This window comes from Pararhodobacter zhoushanensis, from assembly GCF_025949695.1.
Lineage (GTDB): Bacteria > Pseudomonadota > Alphaproteobacteria > Rhodobacterales > Rhodobacteraceae > Pararhodobacter > Pararhodobacter zhoushanensis_A.
Genome location: NZ_JAPDFL010000001.1, coordinates 3,260,098 through 3,284,217, shown reverse-complemented (window position 1 = coordinate 3,284,217; position 24,120 = coordinate 3,260,098). Strand labels below are relative to the sequence as shown.

18 protein-coding genes are annotated in these 24,120 nt (G+C 62.4%); 7 read left to right on the top strand and 11 right to left on the bottom strand.

Annotated elements, in window-relative coordinates; all coding sequences use genetic code 11:
• From OKW52_RS16310 to OKW52_RS16290, 5 genes are all read right to left on the bottom strand, one after another.
• Complete coding sequence (locus OKW52_RS16310; RefSeq protein WP_264506653.1) at positions 1 to 933, bottom strand: hypothetical protein; 933 nt, start codon at positions 931 to 933, stop codon at positions 1 to 3.
• A gap of 159 nt (positions 934 to 1,092) precedes the next feature.
• Positions 1,093 to 1,578 carry a hypothetical protein gene (locus tag OKW52_RS16305; protein WP_264506652.1) on the bottom strand — a complete coding sequence of 162 codons (486 nt, stop codon included), beginning with the start codon at positions 1,576 to 1,578 and terminating at the stop codon, positions 1,093 to 1,095.
• Positions 1,569 to 2,870 (bottom strand): lipopolysaccharide biosynthesis protein, encoded by a 1,302-nt coding sequence (locus tag OKW52_RS16300; protein ID WP_264506651.1) that lies wholly within the window; start codon positions 2,868 to 2,870, stop codon positions 1,569 to 1,571. Before OKW52_RS16300 ends, OKW52_RS16305 begins: the two co-directional genes overlap by 10 nt.
• Positions 2,871 to 2,995: 125 nt before the next feature.
• Positions 2,996 to 4,006: a GDP-mannose 4,6-dehydratase gene (locus tag OKW52_RS16295; RefSeq protein WP_264506650.1), complete on the bottom strand. Its 1,011-nt coding sequence runs from the start codon at positions 4,004 to 4,006 to the stop codon at positions 2,996 to 2,998.
• A 54-nt stretch (positions 4,007 to 4,060) separates the two neighbouring features.
• Entirely contained in the window at positions 4,061 to 5,365 is a 1,305-nt protein-coding gene (locus tag OKW52_RS16290) for a UDP-glucose dehydrogenase family protein (protein ID WP_264506649.1), read from the bottom strand.
• Between the two features lie 830 nt (positions 5,366 to 6,195).
• On the opposite strand from OKW52_RS16290, the gene OKW52_RS16285 reads away from it, so the two are divergent.
• Positions 6,196 to 8,070 (top strand): ATP-binding protein, encoded by a 1,875-nt coding sequence (locus OKW52_RS16285; protein WP_264506648.1) that lies wholly within the window; start codon positions 6,196 to 6,198, stop codon positions 8,068 to 8,070.
• Positions 8,071 to 8,083: 13 nt separating this feature from the next.
• Here OKW52_RS16285 and OKW52_RS16280 read toward each other — a convergent pair whose 3' ends face one another.
• The 6 genes from OKW52_RS16280 to OKW52_RS16255 all read right to left on the bottom strand — a co-directional run bounded on the left by OKW52_RS16280 (position 8,084) and on the right by OKW52_RS16255 (position 15,996).
• Complete coding sequence (locus OKW52_RS16280; RefSeq protein ID WP_264506647.1) at positions 8,084 to 8,419, bottom strand: hypothetical protein; 336 nt, start codon at positions 8,417 to 8,419, stop codon at positions 8,084 to 8,086.
• A gap of 296 nt (positions 8,420 to 8,715) precedes the next feature.
• Complete coding sequence (locus tag OKW52_RS16275) at positions 8,716 to 11,145, bottom strand: ATP-binding protein (RefSeq protein ID WP_264506646.1); 2,430 nt, start codon at positions 11,143 to 11,145, stop codon at positions 8,716 to 8,718.
• A 249-nt stretch (positions 11,146 to 11,394) separates the two neighbouring features.
• Positions 11,395 to 13,044 carry a sulfatase-like hydrolase/transferase gene (locus OKW52_RS16270; protein WP_264506645.1) on the bottom strand — a complete coding sequence of 550 codons (1,650 nt, stop codon included), beginning with the start codon at positions 13,042 to 13,044 and terminating at the stop codon, positions 11,395 to 11,397.
• 64 nt (positions 13,045 to 13,108) lie between these two features.
• Positions 13,109 to 14,467, bottom strand: a complete 1,359-nt coding sequence (locus tag OKW52_RS16265; RefSeq protein WP_264506644.1) for a TRAP transporter large permease — start codon at positions 14,465 to 14,467, stop codon at positions 13,109 to 13,111.
• Positions 14,464 to 14,970, bottom strand: a complete 507-nt coding sequence (locus tag OKW52_RS16260; protein ID WP_264506643.1) for a TRAP transporter small permease — start codon at positions 14,968 to 14,970, stop codon at positions 14,464 to 14,466. Before OKW52_RS16260 ends, OKW52_RS16265 begins: the two co-directional genes overlap by 4 nt.
• 3 nt (positions 14,971 to 14,973) lie before the next feature.
• Entirely contained in the window at positions 14,974 to 15,996 is a 1,023-nt protein-coding gene (locus OKW52_RS16255) for a type 2 periplasmic-binding domain-containing protein (RefSeq protein WP_264506642.1), read from the bottom strand.
• A gap of 91 nt (positions 15,997 to 16,087) precedes the next feature.
• Between OKW52_RS16255 and OKW52_RS16250 the strand changes: the two genes are divergently transcribed.
• The 6 genes from OKW52_RS16250 to OKW52_RS16225 all read left to right on the top strand — a co-directional run bounded on the left by OKW52_RS16250 (position 16,088) and on the right by OKW52_RS16225 (position 23,793).
• Positions 16,088 to 16,642, top strand: a complete 555-nt coding sequence (locus tag OKW52_RS16250) for a MarR family winged helix-turn-helix transcriptional regulator (RefSeq protein ID WP_264506641.1) — start codon at positions 16,088 to 16,090, stop codon at positions 16,640 to 16,642.
• Positions 16,639 to 18,279, top strand: coding sequence for an amidohydrolase (locus OKW52_RS16245; RefSeq protein WP_264506640.1), 1,641 nt, complete (start codon positions 16,639 to 16,641; stop codon positions 18,277 to 18,279). The genes OKW52_RS16250 and OKW52_RS16245 overlap by 4 nt, the downstream gene beginning before the upstream one ends.
• A gap of 339 nt (positions 18,280 to 18,618) precedes the next feature.
• Entirely contained in the window at positions 18,619 to 19,314 is a 696-nt protein-coding gene (locus OKW52_RS16240; protein WP_264506639.1) for a gluconate 2-dehydrogenase subunit 3 family protein, read from the top strand.
• Between the two features lie 3 nt (positions 19,315 to 19,317).
• Entirely contained in the window at positions 19,318 to 21,087 is a 1,770-nt protein-coding gene (locus OKW52_RS16235) for a GMC family oxidoreductase (RefSeq protein WP_264506638.1), read from the top strand.
• Positions 21,088 to 21,097: 10 nt separating this feature from the next.
• Complete coding sequence (locus tag OKW52_RS16230) at positions 21,098 to 22,402, top strand: cytochrome c (RefSeq protein WP_264506637.1); 1,305 nt, start codon at positions 21,098 to 21,100, stop codon at positions 22,400 to 22,402.
• A 131-nt stretch (positions 22,403 to 22,533) separates the two neighbouring features.
• The gene (locus OKW52_RS16225; RefSeq protein WP_264506636.1) at positions 22,534 to 23,793 is read left to right on the top strand and encodes a 50S ribosomal protein L11 methyltransferase; all 1,260 of its coding nucleotides are present in this window, start codon (positions 22,534 to 22,536) and stop codon (positions 23,791 to 23,793) included.
• Positions 23,794 to 24,120 lie beyond the last annotated feature (327 nt).

The window sequence follows — 24,120 nt, the reverse complement described above, 5'->3', positions numbered from 1 at the left end:
TCAGCCTCCGTTCAGCACAGTCACCAGACGCGCGCGGTATTGCTCCCAGATCTCCCGTTGCCGGGCCGCGGCGTTCTTTTGGAAATCCTGCCGATCAAATTCGGCAAAAAACGCGATCGTCTTCGGGCGAGAGCCCTTGGGTTCAAACGGCACGCCGAAAGACAGGGCAATAATTCCGGGGTGCAGTTTCGACGAGACGATACCGTCCGACGCTGCGATAGCGCTCAGCGAGGCAGGAATGTCATCGGCTCTGAAATTCCTCAGGCCGGGAAAAACGATCTCACCGCCGCTATGGGATTTTCTGGCATGGGCCTGAAACATCGAAATCCGCTTGCCGCGTTTCTTCCACAACGTCTTCAACAGACTTGGCAGAGAGCGGCGCGAAAAGTTCAGCAAGGTGCCAAGTTTGGGTGTGCTCGGACCGGGCGTTTTCCAGCCCATGACCTCGCGGCAGAAATGAGCGGTGCAAAGGACAATGTCGGGAATAAACGTCAGATCGCGAACGCCAAGCGCCAGATCCTGTTGCAACCGGATGGCCGCCCCGCTGAAACCCGGTGCGTCCACGACGGATTGACGCGCCGGGCTTGCGTCCTCGATGCTTTCGATGCCATCACTGCCCAGCGACAGCCCATAAACCGGCGTCGATGTGTTGTGCAGAAACGTTGCGAGCAGGCATATCTTGTCTTCGATCGAAGATTTCGACGCGGTATTTGCCTTGAAAAACGCGCCACCGCCCAAAAGCACCAGGTCGGCACGGCTATCAGCCGGAGTGGCACAAATTTCATAGCCTGCGTCGGCAAAATCTCTGTTCGAGCTGCAAATAACCGGAACCGCTCCGGCCTGTTTTGCCAGTTCGGCCATCATCAGCGCCATGAGGTCATCACCCAGGTTTCCCTGGTCGTAAAAGCCCCAAACCAATACGCGCTTGCTCATCTTTCGCTCCTTGCCTTTGCGAACCCAAACGCGCGGCGGGCGAGCGAGCGGGCGAACTTTGCCGGGCCCGACAGAGTGCCGGTGATTAAGGGGGCCGTCGGTTTGTTCTTCCAGTTGGTTCGTTCTTGCAGCAATTGACGAACGTCGTCTTCGGTCACCTCAACCGGCGACATCCCCAGAACTGGCGACAGTTCCAATGCCTTGCGGCGCAGTGCTTGAAGATCGGTTGCTTCTTCGAGATCGGATGAAGCGGTTGGCAAACACAGCGGACAGGGCTGTGGTCAACGTGTAATCGATAAACCACAGGGTGGGTGATCCGCCCTTTTTCGTTAACAGCGAAGCGACCGTGGCATCAGGATCGCGTAACAAAAGGATCGATGGCACGCCCCAGAGCCTTGCAAACAGAAACTGCTGCCATGAATGGATGTGATGCGCGATCTTGGCGTTGGGGTACGACAACTGGATCACATAGTAGGAATAGGTATTTGCCGAGCGTGGAAAACCATCAATCAGAAGATCAAAGCCGGGGCGCACGAACTTGGGGCTGAATTTGTCGGTTTTCCCCCGGCGAAGGAGGTGCCGCAATTCCGCGCCCGGAATGAGCCCGAGGCCCAGATGGAGCGTCTTGGAGAGTATCATGTCCACCAGCCTTTTGCTGTCTTGATGATGGCAAGCAATTGAATGCCGTAGTGAAGTGACGTGACGATGGCATAAATCCAAAGTGTGGTCAGAACATCCAGTTCCAGCCAATACGCTGTAAGATAGACACAAGCGATAAGCGCAAAACGCTGGATATAAAGATACAAAACTTGATGGTGTTTATCCATCACGTCAAAAGTGCGCAGCAGGGACGATGAGATGAGTTGCGGTGTGATCATCAACGCCAGGATCGAGGCCATTTCGCCCGCAACCACCCAATTCGCGCCCAGGAAGAACGTGAGAATGGGTTCTCCGAAGAAGATCAGGATCAAGGAAGGTACAAGACTGATGAAAAGAAGTTGCAAAAGTGTCCCGTAGAACACCGATTTGATGCGCTGTGGTTCCTTCAATGCCAGATGGGCGATCTCGCCAAAGTACGAGCGGCTGATTGCCTGTCCAATCAGAAGGAACGGAATGGACACGGCCATCATCGCCAGACCAAGATTTCCGGTACTCTCGACCCCGTAAATTGCCGACGTGAAAAAGATCGGGGCCTGTGTCGATAAGACCAGGATGATCTGCGCGATCAGGCGGAACTTGGGGAAGCCGATATAGCGGCGTGCGATGATCTTGATGCGGTAAAGCGTGGTTCGGCGGGCGAGGCGTCTGAAATCGCTCTGGAAAAGCCGGAGCAGCCGCCCCGTTCCGCCGCTGTATCCCACCGCCTGACCGATCATCAGGCCCAAAGGTTGTACCGACAACAGGCCCAGACCGATCTTGATCGCTTCGCTCATGGCCGCTTGCACGACCTGCGCACGTGCGATGATCCCGTAATGGCGGTGTCGGGTGCCCCACATGATCAGGACCTCGTAAACCGCCCCCGCCGCCGAGCCCAGAACCAAGAGCCACCACCACGGCGCTATTTTCTCGGCGCCTAGAACCGATAGCATCGGTTCGGCAAACAAGAACAACACGACGCCGATCACTATAGTGGACGCAGTTATCAGCAGACCCGAAAGCGCGACAAGTGAGAAGGCGGCGGATTCGCTACGGGGCAGAGGAATTGCAACGGCGTAACGGAATGTCGTCAAGGGCATCAGCAGCAGCATTGACGATGAAAATACCGAAAGCAGGCCGAAATCTTCGACCGTATAAAGGCGCGACAGGATGGGGATCGATGCAATGCTGATCAGCCGGGCAACACCGCTGCCAAAGGCGAGTTTCAGCATGCCCCGTGCAACCTGTGACGCCCCCATTTTCGCAAACATGCCAGTGAGAGCTGCGGCGATGCGTTTCACGATGAATATCCCGACGAGGCGAAACTGGTCGCTGCGATTTTGTCAGATGAAGGGGGCAAAGGTTACGAGCTGATGGCAGACTGACGGCGCGGTACCATCGGCCGTCTGCTGCAACCAGAGGCTTGCTATTTTCCGTAGTACTCGCGGAACCACGTCACAAACCGGTCAATGCCTTCCCGAAAGTCGGTTTTCGGGCGATAGCCGGTCAAGCTGCTGAGCAGATCGGCATCCGCCCATGTCGCGGGAACATCGCCCATCTGCATGGGCATGTAGTTGCGGATTGCCTTCTGCCCCAGACTTTCTTCGATCGCATCGACGAAGTCCAGCAGGCGAACCTTGTCGGAGTTGCCGATATTCACCACACGGTACGGTGCAACCTTTGACAGGCTGTCTCCGTCGGGCACAGTGCCGTCCAATGGCCGGACGGGCACGGCATCGATCAACAGCCGGATGCCCCGGACGATGTCATCCACATGGGTGAAGTCGCGATACATGTCGCCATTGTTGTAGATATCAATCGGCCGGCCATCGAGGATGGCGTCGACGAATTTGAACAGCGCCAGATCCGGGCGGCCCCAGGGGCCGTAGACCGTGAAGAAGCGGAACATCGTTGTGGGCAGATCGTAGAGATGCGCATAGGCGTGGCCCATGCTTTCGCTGGCCTTCTTTGTCGCCGCGTAGATGGTCAGCTGTGTGTCGGCCTTTTCGGTTTCCTTGAACGGCATCTCGTCGTTGCCCCCATAGACCGATGAGGTCGACGCCATCAGCAGGTGCGAGACCTTCAGGCGGCGCGCGGCCTCCATCACGTTGAACGTGCCGATGACGTTGCTGTCGAGATAGGCGCGGGGGTTTTCAAGGCTGTAGCGCACGCCCGCTTGCGCCGCGAGGTGGACGATCACCTCGGGCTGGAAAGCGTCGGCCATCGCGTCGAAGGTCGCCTGATCCTCGAGCATCCCCTCGACCATCGCGAAATTGGGGTTCTGCAACAGGATCTGATGACGCCGCTGTTTCAGCGTCACATCGTAGTAATCGGTCATCCCGTCATAGCCCTGGACCTGAAAGCCCTCGGCAAGCAGGAGTTTGGCCAGATGAAAGCCGATGAAGCCAGCGGTGCCGGTGATGAGGATCTTTTTCACAGCGGAGCGCTCGTTTTATGTGAGAGAGGGGCGGGCAGGGGGAAGGTCATGTCCTCAGCGCCCGACGGACATGTAGTGTTCAAACCCGGCCAGCTTTGCGTCGCTGGCGTTGTAGATGTTGCGCAGGTCGGCCATGGCGGCCGCGTTCATGTCGCCCGCAATCCGGTTCAGATCCAGCGCGCGGAATTCGTTCCACTCGGTCAGCAGGACGAGCGCATCGGCACCTTTGACGGCCGCATAGACGTCTTCTTCCCACGTCACGCCCGGAAGCAGTGCTTCGCCTTCGCGCCGGCCTTGCGGATCGACAACGCGAACCTTGGCCCCGTTGCCGATGAGCGCGGGAATGATGGTCAAGCTGGGGGCGTCGCGCATGTCATCGGTGTTGGGCTTGAAGGTCACGCCCAGGACGGTGATCACCTTGCCGTTGACCGAGCCGCCACAGAGGTCGAAAACCTTGTCGATCATGCGGCGTTTGATCTGGTCGTTGACCTTGATCACCATGTCGGTCAGCTGCATCGGCACGCCGTGCTCTTGCCCCATCCGGGCCAGCGCCTGTGTGTCCTTGGGAAAGCAGCTGCCGCCGTAGCCGGGCCCGGCGTGCAGGAACTTGCTGCCGATCCGGCCATCCAGCCCCATTCCCTTGGATACCATCTTGACGTCCGCGCCGGTGCGTTCGCACAGCGAGGCGATCTCGTTGATGAAGGTGATCTTGGTCGCCAGAAAGGCGTTGGCGGCGTATTTGATCATCTCGGCGCTTTCCAGATCGGTGGTCATGATCGGGAAGTCACGCAGATAGAGCGGGCGGTAGATCGCGCTCATCACTTCGGCGGCGCGTTTCGTTTCGGCACCGACGACAACGCGGTCGGGGCGCATGAAGTCGTCAATCGCCGCGCCTTCGCGCAGGAATTCGGGGTTCGAGGCGACGTCGAATTCCGCCTGCGGGTTTGCGTCGAGGATCGCTTGCTTGACCAGCCGGTTGGTGCCGACGGGCACCGTCGATTTGGTCACCACCACCGCATAGCCGGTCAAGGCCTGTGCGATTTCTTTGGCCGCAGCCATCACATAGGTCAGATCGGCGTGGCCGTCGCCCCGGCGCGCGGGCGTGCCGACGGCGATGAACACTGCATCGGCACCGTCGACGGCCGTGGCGAGGCTATCCGAAAAGGTCAGCCGCCCGGCAGCGACGTTCTTGGCCATCAGGTCATCAAGTCCCGGTTCGTAGATCGGAACCTGGCCTGCCTTCAGTTTGGCCAGTTTGGCAGGGTCTTTGTCGACGCAAATGACTTCGTGACCAAAGTCCGAGAAGCACACACCAGACACAAGGCCTACGTAACCAGTGCCGATCATGGCAATTTTCATAGGAGGAGCACCACGCTTTGGGTTAAGATATTGAGCGCCATGGCTAAAATTTGCCCATGGCTTTGCAGTGCGGCGTTGCCCATGGGGGTCTTGCCGCTTGGGGGGGCAGGCACCGGGTGCCTTGGACGCTGTGGGAAAAGATGATCCGTCAGGCCCGGTCATGGCTCAGGCGCGCGAAGGCGCGGGCCGCGGTCAGGGACGGGGTGAGGGAATAACGCAGCTGCATGGCGGCGCGTCCGCGACCATTGGAATGGCCGAAACACCCTGCCGTGCAGGTTTCAAGCTGGGGTCAGGGGTAATAGCTACCGCACAAGAGCTGCCCGAGGGCGCCTTGGTCTTAAAGGGCGATCATTCATCGAACGAAATCCGCAAGGATTGCTGAGAAATTAACACAATGCTGCGTTCGCAAAAAAGCTTCAAAATCGGAGTCTGGACAAAGGGTCGGCTGTCGCGTCGAGATTTTTGGTTTCGAGCGCCGGTTCGGCTTTCGTCCCAAAGCGGTCTCGGGCACGGGTGCCGGAACGGCACACTGCAGGCAGTTAACAATAGAATACCCTTGAATATGGCGACAATTCCGGCAACCCTGTGCATCTGTTTGCGTCGATTTTGTACCGCAGGCTCATCTTTGGCAGCGGCCTTGCGGTCCTAGTGTGAGAGCCGCGAAAAGTCGTTACCATTTTGGTGGCGCGCTTGGACGTTTGTGCTTGTTTTTTAGACGACAGTTTTTCTTCGATCGTTCAGGGCCAGAGCTTCTGTTCTGGTTTCCTGATGCAATGGGTCCGAGAGTCAGGCGTTTCAAGGGTCACTTATGACTCAACGAGGGAACTTGTTTGAACACCACAGTTGATATCAGCGTCGTTGTCCTGATCGCGGCCATCATGGTGGTGTTCTCACTGCTGATCTGCCTGCTGGCCCGCCGCAGCCGGATTGTGGATTCGGATCTGGAAAACGGCGCCGCCTGGATGATCGCGGCCAATTCGGCGTTGCTGGTCGGGGCGCTTGCCTTGCTCTTTACCCAAGTGGCTCCGTTGCGGCTGCTCGCCTGCATTACCATGGCAGGGGCGTATCTGGGATTTCTGTTTGGCTATTTTGCCATGCACAAAAGTCTTGGTCAGCGGCCTTACTATGCCGTGTTCGGCATCATCGGTGCGGCGGGGATCGCGTTGCAATGGGTGACGGTGCTCACCGTTCCGGGCTTGACGCAGTTGTTTGCCGGAACCTCGATCATCAACGGTTCCGTCGCGCTGGCGATGGGGATCATCGTTCTGCGGGCGGCCAAACGCTATGGGCGTGAGCTGGGCCTTCTGGTCAGCGTGCCGTTCTTTGCCATCTCCGCCGGGTTTTTCCTGCGACTGGTCATGATTGCACTCCACAGCTCGACCTTCGCTGTCCTGACGATCACCGCCCTGAACGCGTTCATCTTTGCCTATTCGTCGCTGCAATGGGCCTTTGGCCTGATCGCGTTGCGGGCGGCGCGTCTGAACATGACGCTGGACGTCGAACGCCAGCGGGCCGAGGAACTGGCCCGCGCCCGGGCGCGTTTCCTGGCCCATATGAGCCATGAGATCCGCACGCCGCTGAATTCGGTTCTGGGGATGGCCGATGTGCTGGAAGGCATGGTCAAGCACGACGAAGCGCGCGAGATGGTCGGGCATATCCAGACCTCGGGCGATCTGCTGATCCACATTCTGAACGATATTCTCGATGTCTCCAAGCTTGAGGCGAACGCGGTCACCATCGAACAGCGCGCCTTTGGCATCGACACGCTGCTGCGCCAGATCGAGGCCAGCCACAGCGCGAAATGCCGTGAGCGTGGTCTGGCGCTGGTGATCGACACCCAGCCCGAGGTTGCCGGGCAATGGCTGGGCGATCCGCACCGCGTTAACCAGATTCTGCACAATGTGGTGGGGAATGCTGTCAAATTCACCCAGACCGGCAGCGTCAAGGTGTCGGCCAGCGTCGGTGAGCAGGTGCTGCTGGTCGTGGAAGACACCGGCATCGGCATGACCGAAGCGCAGATCGCGGCCATGTTTGACGAATTCACGCAGGCCGATGAAGGCATCACCCGGCGCTTTGGGGGCACCGGGCTGGGCATGGCGATCGTGCACCGGCTGGTGACGCTGATGGGCGGTGCAATCACCGTGGTCAGCAACCCGGGCGAGGGGACGCGCTTTTCCATCCAGCTGCCCTTGGAACGCGTCGAGGCCGGGGCCGTCGAGGCCCCGGTCGAAGTCGCGCCACCGCCCGTCGTTGATTTCTCGTCGCTGCGGGTGCTGTGCGCCGATGACAGCCGGGGCAATCTGATGGTGCTCAGCAAAATGCTGCGCCAGCTGGGGCTTGAGCCGCACACGGTTGAAGATGGCCATGCGGCAGTCCGGGCGGCAAAGGCCGAGGCGTTCGATCTCTACCTGCTCGACATCTCGATGCCTGGATTCTCGGGCATCGAGACCCTGCACCAGCTGCGCGAGATCGAGAAGGATGAAAGCCGTCTACGCGCCTTTGCGGTCGCGGCCACGGCGAATGTGATGGCGCCGGATCTGGCGTATTATCTGTCGTCAGGCTTTGACGCCCATCTGCCCAAACCGATCCGGCGCGATGCGCTGCAGGCGGTGCTGCGCGCCTGTCAGATCGAAATGCAGGGCGGGGTCGACCAGCCTGATCACGTGGTTCAGCCGGAGCCCAGAGCCTCGGTCATTACCTTGTAAGGCGGAACCGGCATTACCGCATTGCGCGCAGTTTCTTGAAACTGGCGGTCAGCGGACCCAGCGGCGTTTGCATGTTGATCGACTGGCCGTTGGCGAAGTCTGCGGGCAGGTCGATCTTGATCGTCTGGGTGTGCATCGACGACATGGTTTGACCCGTCGCCAGCGTGGTTCCCGGCGAGGTTTTCAACACCACAGTTACCGACACCCGACCGCTGTCGCTGACCGAATACGTGCCGTCCAGCGAGCCGCCCATTTCGTCAGATCCGGTGACAATACCGTCCATCAGGACCAGAACGGCAAGGCCAACGCCCCCAGAGCCGGTAAAATATACCGCGTAGATGCCTTCCATCGCCCTTACCTTCCGATCACAGTCACGCTTGCCCACAGGAGTTGGACGCCGCTGCGGGTCTGGTACGAGGGGATTGTGTCTTTTTCCAGTGAAACTTGACGCTTTGTTCAGGAAGAATCGACCCGCGGCGTTTGTGCTCAGGTCGGGCGGCGCAACGGCGCATTGGCCGTGACGCGCATAAAAGATAAGGAAGAACAGCGGCTTACTGCTGCTTGCTGGTTGGGCCTCTGCTCTGTGTGCCCGCGATTTACCACGATGTCACGTCGCAGGTCGGCCACCGTGGCGAGGCTGCAGGTTTACGGCGTCGGCGGCGTGTTCTGGTGCTGGCTCGCCATCTTGAGTGCATCAAGCAGCAAGGCTCTGTTCAACGGCTTGCCGACACAGCTGACAAAACCCTCGTTCAGATATTCGGTGATCTGATGCGCCATGACATTCGCGGTAAAGGCAATTGCCGGCGGCATAGGGCGCCCGGTTAAGGCAGCCTCCTGGGCGATCTGGTTCAGCGCGGCGATCCCGCCCACCACCGGCATCGAAATATCGAGCATCAGCACGTCGAAGTCGCTCGCGCGCCAGGCGTCGATCGCTTGCTGGCCATCCTCGACAAGCGTCAAAACGATCCCCGTGCCACGCAGCATGGCCTCCAGAACGCGCCGGTTGGTGGCGTTGTCATCCGCCGTCAGCAGGCGCAGCCCGCTGAGGTTCAGCACGACGCCGCTTTCGATCTCGGCCTTACGGACCATGTCATGTTCCGGCAAAGGCAGCGTGATCAGGATCGTGGTGCCCTTGCCGGGGGAGGATTGCACGTCGATTTCGCCCTGCATCAACTGGATCAGCCGTTGCACGATGGACATGCCCAAGCCGGTTCCGCCATGCCGCCGCGCGACCGAGCCGTCGCCCTGAACGAAAGCGTCAAAGAGCCGGTTCAGCGCCTCGTCCGTCATGCCCGGGCCGGTATCGGTGATCTGCACCGTCAGGGCCTCGCCCGGCCGGTTCGACATGTCGACGCTGACCTGACCGGACTCGGTGAACTTGACCGCGTTGCCGATCAGATTGTGCAGGATCTGCGCAAAGCGATGGGTGTCGCCGCGTCGTGCCGGGCCCTGCCGGGTCAGGCCGTGGGTGGTCAGCTGCAATCCCTTTTCCTCGGCACCAAGCTGATGCAGATTAACGATGCGCTGCAGCGTCGATTCCGGCTGGAAGGGGTTGTTTTCCAGCTCGAGCTTGTCTGCCTCGATCTTTGAGAGATCCAGAATATCGTTCAGGATATTGTGCAGGCTCTGGCCGCTTTCACGGATCGTTGTCACCATGGCCCGTTGGTCAGGATCGGTGACAAGGCTTTCAAGCACTTGCGCCATGCCCAGCACCCCGTTCAACGGCGTGCGGATCTCATGGCTCATGTTGGCCAGAAAAATCGACTTGGCGCGGCTGGAATCGTCGGCGGCCTGACGCGCGCGCTGCGCGGTGGTGATATCCATTCCCGCGCCGCGATACCCGCGCAGGACGCCCGCTTCGTCAAAGACCGGGCTGCCTGACAACTGCAGCCAGACCTCGCTGCCGTCCGCCGTGGCGGCAAGGCAGACGAAATCGCTGAAGTCTTCCTCTGCGCTCATGCGCGCCGCCAGCGCCGCCCAGTCGGGCCTTGGCTCGAAATGCGGGCTGTTCTTCGCCAGATCCTGAAGCCCGTGACCCAACAGCGACTGGCGGTGCTGGCCGGTAATATGCTGATAGCTGCTCGACAGATAGGTCAGCCCCCGTTCGGCATCCTGTTCCCACACGAAAGTCCGGCTCACGCGTGAGACGCTTTGGTAGCGGCTGTGTGCCTCGCCGCGCCGCCGAAGGGCAACGTGCAAGCGTTTCACATTGCTTGCCCGCTCGTCCAGCAACCGCCCCATGATCAGGCTGGGAATGACGATCAGCATCGCGCCGAGCAGCAGCCACAGGCGCAGGCCCCAGGCATTCGATGGCGTATCGCGCCAGCCGCCGCGCGGGATCGCCGAGATCTCCCAGGTGCCGAACGGCAGATTGACAAGCACCTGTACGGGGTCGTTTTCAAGGATCGCGGCGTCGCCAAAGAAGACCGCGTCCTGCGAGCCCTGTCCCACATGGCCGCTCAAGGCCAGCTCAATCGAGAGGGTGTCATCGTTCAGACCGACTTCCGCGTAAAACCGATCCGCATCAATCACCGCTGACACCAGCCCCCAGAACTGGCCCTGTTCTGTGCCGTCGGGGATAAACACCGGAAAGCGACCGATAAAGCCGGAACCGCCTTGCACCAGCGCGACGGGTCCGGCCACCACCAGACCGCCGCTGTCGCGCGCCAGAATGGCCCCCTCACGTTGCTCGGGGGTGTCAAGGTAGCTCAGACCCAGCGCCGCTGCGTTTCCCTCAAGCGGATAGACGTAGCGGATCACCATATCGGGCGCGGCGGCCAGATTGCGCAGCAACGAGTTCTGGCTCATCAGCCCGGTGGAAAGCGCGGCGAAACGCTCGGCGCTCATGTCCGGTTCGGTGATCAGCGTGGCGATAAGGCCGCGCACCAGCTGGATGTTGGACGACAGTGTGCCCTCGATCTGCGCGCGCACCACGCTGGCGCTGCCCAGAACTTCATGGCGAAGGCTTTCTTGGTAGACGTGGCGGTTTTGCAGCTCGGCAAAGGTCCAGATCAGCACGACGACCGCAAGGGAAATTGCGGCTGGAATATTGGTTACACGGAGGAAACGCTGCAACCGACACTCCCTGACTGTCTTGACCTTGATCTCACAATGACCCTGCGGACCGGTCAGTTCAATGCTATTTTTTGCATAAGACAGGACCGCGATCCGCCTGACGGGCGGATCTGCGTCTTTTCGATCAGTTGAGGGCCGCGTCTGGTCGCAACGGCGCAGGGCAGGGCGGTGTCGCGGGCGTTAGGCTAAACGACGCGATGTTGATCCGGCGGCACCTTGGGCAGGCTTTGTGCGTGTCCTGACCTTGGTTCAGCCACCCGCCCGGGCAAACAACGCCTGCGCGGTGGCAAGCTCGGCTTCGTCCCAATACCCGATGACAACGCCCTGTTTGAGCACCGGATCGGCCCCGATCCGCAGCAGATCATCGGCTTGGGTAAAATCGGTATCCGCGCAGCTGATCCGGTTGCGGCCGTCGTGATACCAGCGTCGGATCGCGTCAAAGAGGCGGGCCCGGATCATGCCATAGCCGGGTTCCCGGCCCAGATCGAACAGCTCATCGGGGTCGCTTTCGAGGTCGAACAGCATCGGCGGCAACGCCCGGCAGTCGATCATCTTCCAGCGGCCGTCAAAGACCATGGTCAGCCGGCTCTCCTGCACGCTGGTGCCCAATTTTATGCGCACCTGATCGGCGGCAAAGTCGTATTCCGAGAACACATAGTCACGCGCAAGCACGGCCTTGGGGTCGTGCAGCAACGGCAGCAGCGAGTGACCTTCCAGCACATGCGGCTTGGGTGGCGCGCCTGCCAGATCCAGAAACGTCGGTGCCATGTCGATCATCTCGACCAGCGCGTCCGAGGTCGTGCCCCGCGTGGCATCGGCCTCAGGCGCGGGATCGTACAGGATCAGCGGCACTTTGACCGAGGCGTCGTGAAAGAGGTATTTTTCGCCCAGCCAATGGTCACCGAGGTAATCGCCATGGTCCGAGGTAAAGGCGATCACCGTCTGATCCGCGATGCCGCGGTCCTTTAGAAAGGCAAAGAGCCGCCCGAGGTGGTCGTCGATTTGCTGGATCAGGCCCATATAGGCCGGGATCACACGCTCGCGTCCGCCCTCACGGCACAGGGTGAGGGCGTGGCGCTCTTGCGTGAAGGCCTCGTAGAGCGGGTGCGGGTCGGCCAGCTCGGACTCGCTGCGGACGGGGGCGAGCAGATCCTCGGCGCCATAGAGGTTGTGATACGGGGCAGGGGCCAAATAGGGCCAGTGCGGCTTGATATAGCTCAGATGCGCGCACCAGGGTTTCCCCTTGGCGATGGCGCTGTCGATGAACGCCATTGCCCGGTCGGTCAGATAGGCGGTTTCGGAATCCTCTTCGGCAACCCGCGCCGGTTTGTCGGAATGCGCCCAGAGCCAGCCGTTAAGCCGTTCGCCCGCCGGGCCGTCGGCGCTGTTGGTCCATTCTTCCCACAGGTTGTCGCCCTCATAGCCCTTGGCCCGCAGATAGGCCTGATAGGCCTCGCCACCGCCGCCGGGATGCTCTGACGGGTGCAGGCCGTCGTGGCGGTCGAACGGGTCAAAACCACATTCCGCGTTGCGCACGCCGATCAGGGAGTCCGCCTCGATCCCCAGCCGCGCCATGCCGTCGGTATCGGGGATCATATGCGTCTTGCCCAGCAACACGCAGTCCATCCCCGCCTCGCGCAGATGGTCGCCCAGCATCGGTTCGCCCACCCGCAGCGGCACGCCGTTATAGGTCGACCCATGCGAGCGCACATAGCGGCCGGTATAGGCCGACATGCGCGAGGGGCCGCAGATCGTGGATTGCACATAGGCGTTGGTGAAGCGCACGCCCCGCGCGGCGAGCGCGTCGATATGGGGCGTTTTCAGGGTCGGATGCCCGGCGCAGCCCAGGTAGTCGAACCTGAGCTGGTCGCACATGATCCACAGAATGTTTCTCGCCACGTCGTCTCTCCGTTTCAATAGGGCAGGCCACCGATACCGCGTCGGGCCGAGGCGAAATGTCGGCTCAACGGTTCATGAGGTCCGGCAGCAGGGTCGCCGTCTGCGGCACCAGCAGCACAAAGATCAGCGCGATCACCATGGCGATCACAAAGGGCCACACGCCGCGGAACACGGTCCAGATGTTGACCCCGGGCACCGCCGACTTGACCACCAGCACGTTGATCCCCACCGGCGGCGTGATCAGTCCCAGCTCGACCGCGATCACCGCAACGATGCCGAACCAGATCATGTCCACGCCCATCGGTTTGAGGATCGCGGCAAAGATCGGCACGGTCAGGATGAGCATCGCCAGACTGTCAAAGACACAGCCCATGATCAGATAGATGACGCAGATCGCGGCGACGAAGAGCAGGGGCGAGACGTCGAGCGCGATCAGCGCTTCCGAGATCGCGGTGGTGAAGCCGGCAAGATTGACGAAGTTCGAGAAGATCGTCGCGCCGAAGGCGATGACAAAGATCATGCCGGTGGTGATGCCGGTTTCCACCAGACTTTCGCGCAGCTCGCGCAGCCCCATTTTTCCGCGCGCGACCGCGAACAGAAAGCTGGTGGCGACACCGATGCCGGCGGCCTCGGTCGGGGTGAAGATGCCGAAATAGATACCGCCGATGATGACGACAAAGATCACCACCACGCCCCAGACCTTGAGCAACAGCCGGAACCGCTCGGGCCAGGCGACCTTGTCGCCGCGCGGGCCGATGTCGGGATTGCGGTAGGTCTGGATCGCGATGGTGGCAAGGAACAGAGCCATCAGGATCAGGCCGGGGATGATGCCCGCGATGAACAGTTTGGCCACATCGGTTTCGGACAACAGGCCAAAGATCACCATCGGCACCGAGGGCGGGATCATGATCCCCAGCGTGCCGCCTGCCGCGATCACCCCGGTCGACAGGCTGTCGTCATAGCCATAGCGCCGCATCGAGGGCATCGCGACCTTGGAAATCGTCGCCGCCGTGGCCAGAGACGAGCCGCAGACCGCCGCAAACCCGCCGCAGGCCGCAACCGTGCCCATCGCCAGCCCGCCGCGCCGGTGTCCCAGAAAGGCGTTGGCGGCGTCGTAAAGCTCTTGCGCCAGTTGGCTGCGGTGAATGAACGCCCCCATCAGCACGAACAGCGGGATCACGGTCATGCCGTAAGACGCGACCTGATCGTACATCTGCTGGCCGGTCATCACGAGCGCGCCGTTGATCGCACGCATGTTGAAGACGAGGCCGCCGTCGCCCCAGGACATCAGGGCCTGTCCGACCATATCGGCGCGGACATAGGCAAAGCCGATGACCCCGACGAACATCAGCGCAAAGCCCAGCGGGACGCCGACAAAGATCATCAGAAGAAGGACGGCAAAGCCGATCAGCGACACGATCATTCGAGAGTCCCTCTTGCGGGTTTGGTGTCCAGATCGCGCCCGGCAAGCGCGCGGATCACAAGGACCAACGCGACCAGGGCCGACAGCCAGCCAAGCGCCGACATGACCGCAGCAATCGGCCAAAGCGCCAGCCGCAACGAGCCGGTAGCAATCTGTGAGTGGTAGAAGATGCTGGTCTGGATCCCCATGCGCCAGCCGATGAAGGCCAGCGCAAGGAAGCTGATGATCTGGATGGTGATCCGGTGGATCTGCCGCGTGCGACCGTAGAGCTGATCGGTGAAAAGCCCGATCGTCAGGTGGCTTTCCGAGCGCGTCGCCAACGGCAGCGAGGCAAAGACGGTCATCCCCATAAGCAGTTCCGAGATTTCAAACGCGCCTTGCAGGGGCATGCCGAAAAAGTAACGGCCCGCCACATCAATCACCGTCAGGGCGGTCATGGCGACAAGACACAGGCTGATCACCATCTCCAGGAAGACCTCGACCCATCGCCATGAACGTTTCATAGGTCAGTTCCCGGTCACGACATTGGCTTGTTCGGACAGGTAGAAGTCCAGCGCTTCGGCCCCGTCGATGCCATGGGCCGCGACAGAGTCGATCCATTCCTGACGGATCGGCGCAAAGGCGTCGGTCATGGTCTGCGTGAAGCTGTCATCGGCCTGGATCACCGGAATGCCCGCATCAAGGGCCCGCTGGCGCGCTGCGGCTTCGGGGGCGTCGCCAAAGCTGCCGCGATGCGCCAGAGACTCGCCCGAAACGGCCAGAATCGCCTCCTGATCGGCGGGGCCGATCGAGTCCCAGACATCCTGACGCACGAAGATGGCAAAGGCGGGCGCAAAGAGCGATCCGGGCACTTCGGTGACCGACCCGATGTATTGCGCGACGTTGAACACTTCGAGCGACTGGAAGTTGATGCAGCAGAACGCATCCACCACCCCGCCCGAGATCACCTCATACATCCGCACCGCCGGTCCGGGGGTTACCACGGTGCCCAGCGCCGCCAGAGCCTCGGCGGTGACGCCGGGCAGGGACCATATCTTGACGTTCTGCAGATCCTCGACGCTGTCGAACGGCTCAGGTGCCATGTTGAAGAAGCTGCCCGACGGTGTGGTGACCAGCCCCAGCAGCACCACGTCTTCCAGATCATTGTGACCGGCGAAGTAGCGCTCATAGGTGCGCCACAGCGCAACCGAGGTCTCTTCATTGCCGAAATAGGTCATCGGCAGCAGGGGCAACTGAAGCTCAGGATGAGACTCGCGCAGAAAACCGACCATCTGGAATGCGCCGTCGACCACGCCTTGCTGAACCGCGTTCAGCAGGCCCGGCGGCGGCGCCAGCGACGCTGCGGGAACCGAGAAGGTCACGCGTCCTTCGGTGGCGCTTTCGATGTCGCCGATCCAGGGGGCAAGGACGTCTGTCCACAAGGCGTCATTCGACCCCAGGAAGTTGTTGAACAGGATGGTGGTGTCCGCAAAGGCGGGTTGGGACGCCAAAAGCGTAGCCGCTAACGTCCCGTACTTAAAGGGTTTCATGCAAGTCTCCCGTGGGGTTGCACCGCTTCCTGCGGCTGTTGATCTTGATTTATATAACACGTTATATATAGCCAAGAACAAGTCAAGTGCTATGATCGGCACCTCAGGAATGGCGTTGGAGATCGCGATGCCGGGCAAGAATGAGAAGCAAGCCAAGGAGGCAACGGCTATGAAAATGCGCGGTTTTGAATCCGCTTTGCCGCTGTCGCTGGCGCGCGCGCGCGCCGCAACGGCACAGAAGTTTCAGGTCCACACCCATGCTGTCGGTCTCACGCCGCCGCAATGGCAGGTGATTCGTGCCCTCGGCGATGGCGAGGCGCTGGACATCGGCACCATCGCCACGCGCTGTGCGCTGTTGCAGCCCTCGGTCTCGCGGCTGCTCAAGTCGCTGCAAGATCGCGATCTGGTCGATGTGCTGCCCGGCGAAGACAGCCGCCGTCGCAAGGTGACCCTGACGGACAAGGGCCAGGAGCTGTTCGCCCGTATCGGCGTTATTTCGGAAGCGGTCTACCGCGACATCGAAGACGCCTATGGGCGCGAAGAGCTGGAGCAACTGGTCCGCATGCTCCACCGCCTGCGCGAAGTTGTCGATGCCATGCCGCCACTCCCGCTGACCATGCCCGTAACCGAGGAAACGTCCGAATGACCCAGACCCCGACGCTGATACTGACCGATGCCCGGATCCGCACCATGGACCCCGCGCGCCCCTTTGCCGAGGCCTTGGCGGTCTGCGCCGGGCGTCTGGTCGCGGTCGGTCCGGCGCATGAGGTCGAGGCGCTGGCCGGACCGGGGACAAAAACCGTGCGGCTGGGGGGCAGGGCGGTGATGCCCGGTCTGATCGACAGCCATACGCACGGGTTGTGGGGGGCGTGCCGCGATCTGTTCGAGGTCTATGTCGGCCTCAGCGGATCGCTTCGCCTGCTGCTCGACAGCATCGCCGCGCGCGTGGCGCAGACCCCGCCGGGCGAGTGGATCGTCGCCGGACCGTGGCGTCCGTTCGAGCGCCCCTCGCTGGGGGCCGTGCCGCGCGCCCTGCTGGACGCGATCGCGCCGAACCATCCGGTCGTCGTGAAGGATCTGTCGCAACATAACATGTGGCTCAACTCCGAGGGGCTGCGCCGTATCGGCTTTGGCCCCGACAGCCCGGCAATCCCGGGGGGCGAGATCGAGCGCGACGCCAGCGGCGTGCCGACCGGCATCCTGATCGAGGCGGCCACGGCGCCGGTTCATCCACAAATCGCCCCGACTGCCGCGCAACTGTCGCAAGCTGTGCTGCATATGGCAGGGTACTTTCACGCGCAGGGCATCACCGGCTTCAAAGAGCCGATGGCCTTCGCGCCCGAACTCGCGGCCTATGCCGAGGCCGATCTGGCGGGCACGCTGAACCTGCATGTCGGCGCGCATCTGACGCGGTTTTCGGCGATCACCGGCGATTGGGTCCCGATGGAGGACATCGCGGCCCTGCGGGCGCGCTACCGCAGCCCGCATCTGCACACCGCGTTTGCCAAATTGTTCCTTGATGGCGTGCCGGTGGCCAGAACGGCTGCGTTTTGCGATCCGTATCCCGGTACAGATCCGGCGTTGCACGACCCCGAGGCGATGCTGCTGGTCCCGCCCGCGCGGCTGAATGCCGATGTCACGGCGCTGGATGCCGCAGGGTTGACCGTCAAGATGCACGCCGTCGGGGACCGCGCCATTCAGGCGGGGCTCGACGCGATCGAAGCGGCGCGGCGCGCGAACGGGGCCAGCGGGCTACGCCATGAGATCGCGCATGCCAATTTCATCCGGCCGCAGGATCTTGCGCGCTTCGCCGCGCTGGGCGCGGTGGCCGAGATGTCCCCCAAGCTGTGGTTCCCCAACCCCGTCACGCCCGGCCAGCGCGCCGTGTTGGGCGATGCGCGGGCCGAAAGCTGCCATCCGGTGCGCAGTCTGCTCGATGCCGGGGCCGAGGTGATCTACGGCTCGGACTGGCCCGCCGCCGCCCCCGATGCCAACCCCTGGACCGGGATTGCCGGCATGGTCACGCGCGCCGACCCGGCGGGTCTGTTTGCCGGCCATGTCGGGGCGGAGCAGGCCATCGCGCTTGACCGCGCTTTGCCGATTTTCACCGTGAACGGCGCGCGGGCGCTGCGGCTTGAGCAAACCACCGGCGCGTTGCGGCCCGGTCTGTCGGCGGATTTCATCGTGCTGGACGCGCCGCTCGAGACACTGACGGCGGCGGAACTGGGCGCGGTGCAGCCGCGTCAGACTTGGTTCGAGGGAACGCAGGTTTTTGGTGCCTGACAGTATCCGATAGCCATGACACGCTGGCTTTTGATGAGGCGGCCCGGTCGGTAAGATCGGGCAGCTTATTGCCGTAAAGTCAGCGGGTTGCGGGCGGTTCTTCGCAGTATCGCAGGCCGTCGCCCCCTTGGGTTCCCCGCATGTTTTGCACAATTATGGGAACTCTTGCGCGTCCCGCCGGTTGAGTCCCCATGAGGGCCGCCCCTGCGCGGGCATTTCGCGCGCATGCGGCCTCTGTGGCTGCCTCGACCGCACCGGCCCTTCGTGCCGCAGCGCGCCACGCGCGTTTGTCCTGACAGCCAGATCATGCGTCGGGAACACAACAGGGGCCGCACCGTCATGCCACCAGACTTTACCAAACCAAGCCGCCGCACCTTCCTTGCCGGAACCGCTGCGGGGGCCGCGCTGAGCGTTTTTGCCATGCACGCCCGCGCGCAGGCCGCACGCGAAGTGCCGCTGGATCAATACCAGCCTGACTACTTCACCGCCGCCGAATACGCCTTCATCATGGCCGCGACCGACCGGATCATCCCCGAAGACGGTGAAGGCCCCGGTGCCTTGGAAACCCGCGTCCCGGTGTTCATCGACCGCCAGCTTGCGGGCGACTTTGGTACCGCGGCTGATCTTTACATGGAGGGGCCGTTCAACGCTGCAGCCGATCCCTTCCTCGGGCCGCAGTCGCCGCTGACCCCGGCGCAGATCTATCGCGGCGGGATCGCGGCCTTTGACGCGTGGTGTGCGCAGACCCACAACGCCAGCTTCGCCGATCTCGACGCCGAAACGCAGGACGCCGCGATCACCGCGCTGTCCGACGGCGGCGTCCCGCTTGACCCCGAACTGCGCGAGTTCTGGGATCTGCTGCTGCAAAACACCCGCGAGGGGTATTTTTCCGACCCGCAATACGGTGGCAATGCCGGGATGGCGTCCTGGGTCTATATCGGCTTTCCCGGCGCGCGGGGCAGCTTCTTTGAATGGGTGGGACGGGATGAGGCGTATCCGCTCGGCCCGGTCAACATCGCTGGTGAGAGGGCCTGAACCATGGCACGCACAGATCCCAAGAAAGACGTCGTCATCATCGGGCTGGGTTGGACCGGCTCGATCCTTGGCATGGAACTGGCGCAGGAAGGGCTTGAAATCCTTGCCCTCGAGCGCGGACCAGACCGCGAGACGGTGCCGGATTTCCAGTATCCCAACGTGATTGACGAGCTGAAATACGGCATCCGGATGGGCTTCATGCAAAAGCCGCGCAACTCCACCCTGACGGTGCGCCGCTCGCTGACCGAAACCGCACAACCCTATCGCCGTCTGGGGTCGTTCCTGCCCGGCGATGGCGTCGGCGGCGCGGGCATCCACTGGAACGGCCAGACATGGCGTCCCATGGCCGAGGAGTTCCGCCTGCGATCCTATGTCGAGGAAAGCTTTGGCGCCGACATCATCCCCGAGGGCATGACCATTCAGGACTGGGGCGTCAGCTATGACGAGCTGGAACCGCATTTCGACCGTTTCGAGTATATGGCCGGGATCGCCGGAAAAGCCGGTAACCTGAACGGCGAGATCCAGCCGGGGGGCAACCCGTTCGAGGCCCCGCGCAGCCGGGAATTTCCGATGCCGCCGATGAAACAGGGCGTCGATGCGCAGATGTTCGAGCAGGCGGCACGCGCCATGGGTCTGCACCCGTTCCCGCGCCCGGCTGCCAATGCAACGCAAGCCTACACGAATGAATACGGCATGCAGCTTGGCCCGTGTAACTACTGCGGGTTCTGTGAGCGGTACGGCTGTTTGAACTACTCGAAATCCAGCCCGCAGACCTGCGTTCTGGACGCGCTCAAGCGGATGCCGAATTTCAGCTACAAGGTGAATTCCGAAGTGCTGAAGATCGACCTGGCCGAAGACCGCGCCACCGCCACCGGCGTCACCTATTTCGACGAGGCCGCGCAGGAGGAGGTGTTTCAGCCCGCCGATCTGGTCATCGTTGCCGCATATTCGCTGCACAACGTCCACCTGATGCTGCTTTCGGGCATCGGTGATCCGTGGGATCCGGTCACGCAGACCGGCACCACCGGCAAGAACTATTCGTATCAGATGAACGGCGGCACCTCGATGTTCTTTCGCGATGTCGAATTCAACCCCTTCGCCGCTGCGGGCTCGAACGGCGTGTCCATCGACGATTACGCCATCAACCAGATCGACTTTGCGCGCGAGGGCTTCATCGGCGGCAGCTATATCACCGCCGGGATCTCGAACGGGCAGCCGATCCGGGGCATCTCGCTTCCCGCGGGCACGCCGTCATGGGGCGCGGGCTGGAAACAGGGGATCGGTGACTGGTACGGGCATTCGATGTCCATCGGCTCGCATGGCTCGAACATGGCCTACCGCGACTGCTATCTGGACCTCGACCCTACCTATACCGACCGCCATGGCCGCCCGCTGATGCGCATGACCTTCAACTGGAAGGACAACGACATCCGCATGACGCAGTTCATGCGCGCCAAGATCGAACCGATTGCCGAAGCCATGCAGCCCGACAGCTGGCGTTCGTCCTACAAAAGCGAGGGCGCGCAATACGACGTGCGCCCCTATCAGACCACGCACAATGTCGGCGGCGCGATCATGGGCGAGGACCGCGAAACCTCGTCCCTGAACCGCTATCTGCAGACCTGGGGCCAGCACAATGTCTTCGTGATGGGGGCCTCGGCCTTCCCGCAGAACATCCAGTACAACCCCACGGGTGCGGTCGGCGCGCTGGCCTATTGGGCCGCCGATGCGATCCGGCGCGACTATCTGCCCAACCCCCGGCCGCTGGTGTGAGGAGAGCATCATGAAAACCTTCCTGCGTCTCATCCTCGTTCTGGCGGTCATCGGCGTCGTGGCGCTGATTGCCTTCATCTTCATCCCGGTGCAGCGCACCGAGCCGCAAACCGCGCTTGCGGCGACGTATACGGTGCCCGAAGGGCAGGGCGAATACGCCATGCGGCTGGCTGACTGCGCTGCCTGTCACACGGCGGATGACGGCGTGCCCTTCGCGGGCGGACGGCCCATCGAGAGCCCGCTGGGCACGATCTATTCCTCCAACATCACGCCAGACCCCGAAACCGGGATCGGCAATTACACGCTGGCCGATTTCCGCGCCGCACTGGTGGACGGCCTGCGCCGTGATGGCACGCATCTTTATCCTGCCATGCCGTATGAAAATTACCGCATGCTCAGCGAGGAAGACATCCGCGCGCTTTACGCGTATTTTCACGACGAACTTGACCCGGTCCGCAACCCGACCCCGGAAACCGAGCTGTCTTTCCCTTTCAACCAGCGCTGGGCGTTGCGGGGCTGGAACTGGCTGGCGCTGGGCGATCCGGGCTTCACCAGCACCCTCAGCGACGCCGAGCTTGCGCGCGGTGAGTACCTTGTGACCGGCCCGGGCCATTGCGGTGCGTGTCACACGCCGCGCAGCCCGATCATGACGCAAGCCGCGCTGACCGGCGCGGACGACGCGTTCCTGTCGGGCGGCGAGATCGCAGGCTGGACCGCACCCGCCCTGCGCGGTGCCAACAGCGCGATCCGGGGCTGGAATGCGCAAGACATCCGCCTGATCCTGGCGACGGGCCGCAACGCGCATTCCGCCGTCAATGGCGAGATGCAGCTGGTGATCCGCGATTCCACGCAGTTCCTCAGTGACGAGGATCTCGATGCTGTGGCGGGCTATCTGGTCCATCTCAACAGTGGTGAACAGGCTCCTGCGGCCCCGACGGAAACCGCCACCGAACAGCTGCTGACGTCGGCTGACCCGTCGATGGATCTGGGCCCACGGCTGTACCTCGACAATTGTGGTGCCTGCCACTTTGTCACCGGGCGCGGCGCGGATGAGGTATTCCCGGAACTGGACGGCTCGTCGCTGGTCACCGCCAACAGCCCGACCGGCCTGATCTCGATGATCCTGCACGGCGGAGAACTGCCCTCGACCGCCGAACGCCCCGCGCGGCTGCGCATGCCGGGCTTCGCGCACCGTTTGTCGGATGACGAGGTCGCCACGCTGGCCAGTTTCCTGCGACAGGGCTGGACCAATGACGCAGGCCCGGTGTCCGCCGCCGATGTCTCGGCCCTGCGCGCAGAGCCGGCGACGAACTGAGCGTCGGTGCGGTGCCGATCCCGGCGGTCGGCACCGCACCCACCACAATTGCGACGGGCGTTTACCATATCTTATTCGCCCGCCCGCTATGCCTGTTCGGACCCCTTCCTTAGAACGAGGATATCGGACCTATGGCAAAAGATCTTGCGCTGACCTCTTTGGCAAAACATCAGGGTTTACAGGCGTTTGCCTATCTTCGCCTGCAAGAGGCGGATCGCCTCGTCCAGCGCGCCACGCTTGAGCCGCTGACCGATGGCGGCCTGCGCACCGCGCAGCTGCTGGCCGATGCGCTCGCCCTCGCGCCGCATCATCATCAGGCGCAAATCCTGCAACAGCGGCTTTATCAGATGTTCGTGCCGCGCTGGCATTTCCCCATGCTCGCCGACAGCGCCCGCAACCGCGCCTATGCCGCCGCCATCGCCGCAAAGGTCAAGCCCGGCGACATCGTGCTCGACATCGGCTGTGGCGCGGGGCTGACGGCCATGCTGGCGGCGCGGGCCGGGGCCAAGCACGTCTACACCTGCGAACAACAGCCCCTGATCGCGCAAGCCGCCACGCGCGTGATCGCCGAGAACGGGCTTGCGGACCGGATCACGGTGATCCCCAAGATGTCGCACAATCTTGTCATTGGCGTCGATCTGCCGGAACCCGCCGACGCCGTGATCTCCGAGATCGTCGATACCCTGTTGCTGGGCGAAGGGGCGCTTGACACGCTGTTTCACGCCATGCACCGGCTGGCCAAACCCGAGGCGCGCACCATCCCCGAGCAAGGGGTGCTCAAGGCGCAGCTGGTGGAAAGCGATGCCCTCATGCGTCTGTGGCGGCCCCATCAGGCCGAGGGGTTCGATCTGTCGGCGTTCCACCACTTCGCCACCATCGCCCAGATTACCCCGAATGATTTTGCCACCTGCGGACTCAAACCGCTTGGGCCTGCAAAGCCGCTGTTTTCGTTTGATTTCACCCGGCCAGACACAAAACCCGCGCACCGGATCGAGGTTCTGTCAAGCACCACAACCGGCACCATCCACGCGGTGTTCGTGTTCTTCGAGATGCGCTTGGCACCGGGTATCCGGGTGACGAACAGCGTGCAGGCTGACGGCCATTGGGGCCGGACCGCGTTCTTGCTGGATCACCCGATCCGCGCTCAGCCGGGCGTGCAGCTGAGCGTCTGCGCTCATCACGACGCGGCGCATCTGAGCCTGTCTGTCGCGCAAGAAGAGGCGATCACTGTTTCCGTCACTGCAGACCTGTCTGGGCGGGTTGACGACCCGGTGGCGGACATCCCCGAACATGCCGAACAGACCGTTGATCATGGTTTCGCACCCCCGTCATCCTGGCCACGCGCCAAAAGCGCCCCACCACCCGCCGGTCACGCCGAACGTCGCGCCTGAGGTCCGCACCGGGGCGATGGGGCGGCGCGTCGGGACGGTGCCGCCAACGGCGCTGTGGTGCGCGGGGGAGGGGTGGGAAACCGGGCGGACCCGGCCCAAACGGATACCGGACCCGGTCCATGCCGCTGGCACCCCGTCAGGCCCCTGTTCCCGACGGCGTAACGCAGGGAAATGACAGAGAAACATTCTGAACAGGGCGCTTGAGAAAGCGCCCTTGCCCCCGGTCAGCAAGCCGATGCACCCGTTACGGCGCGTAACCGGCGTGCGGCTTGCCTTGCGCCGTCGCCCATGATCGCGCAAAACCAAGTCTTCAAGATTTCGACGCCG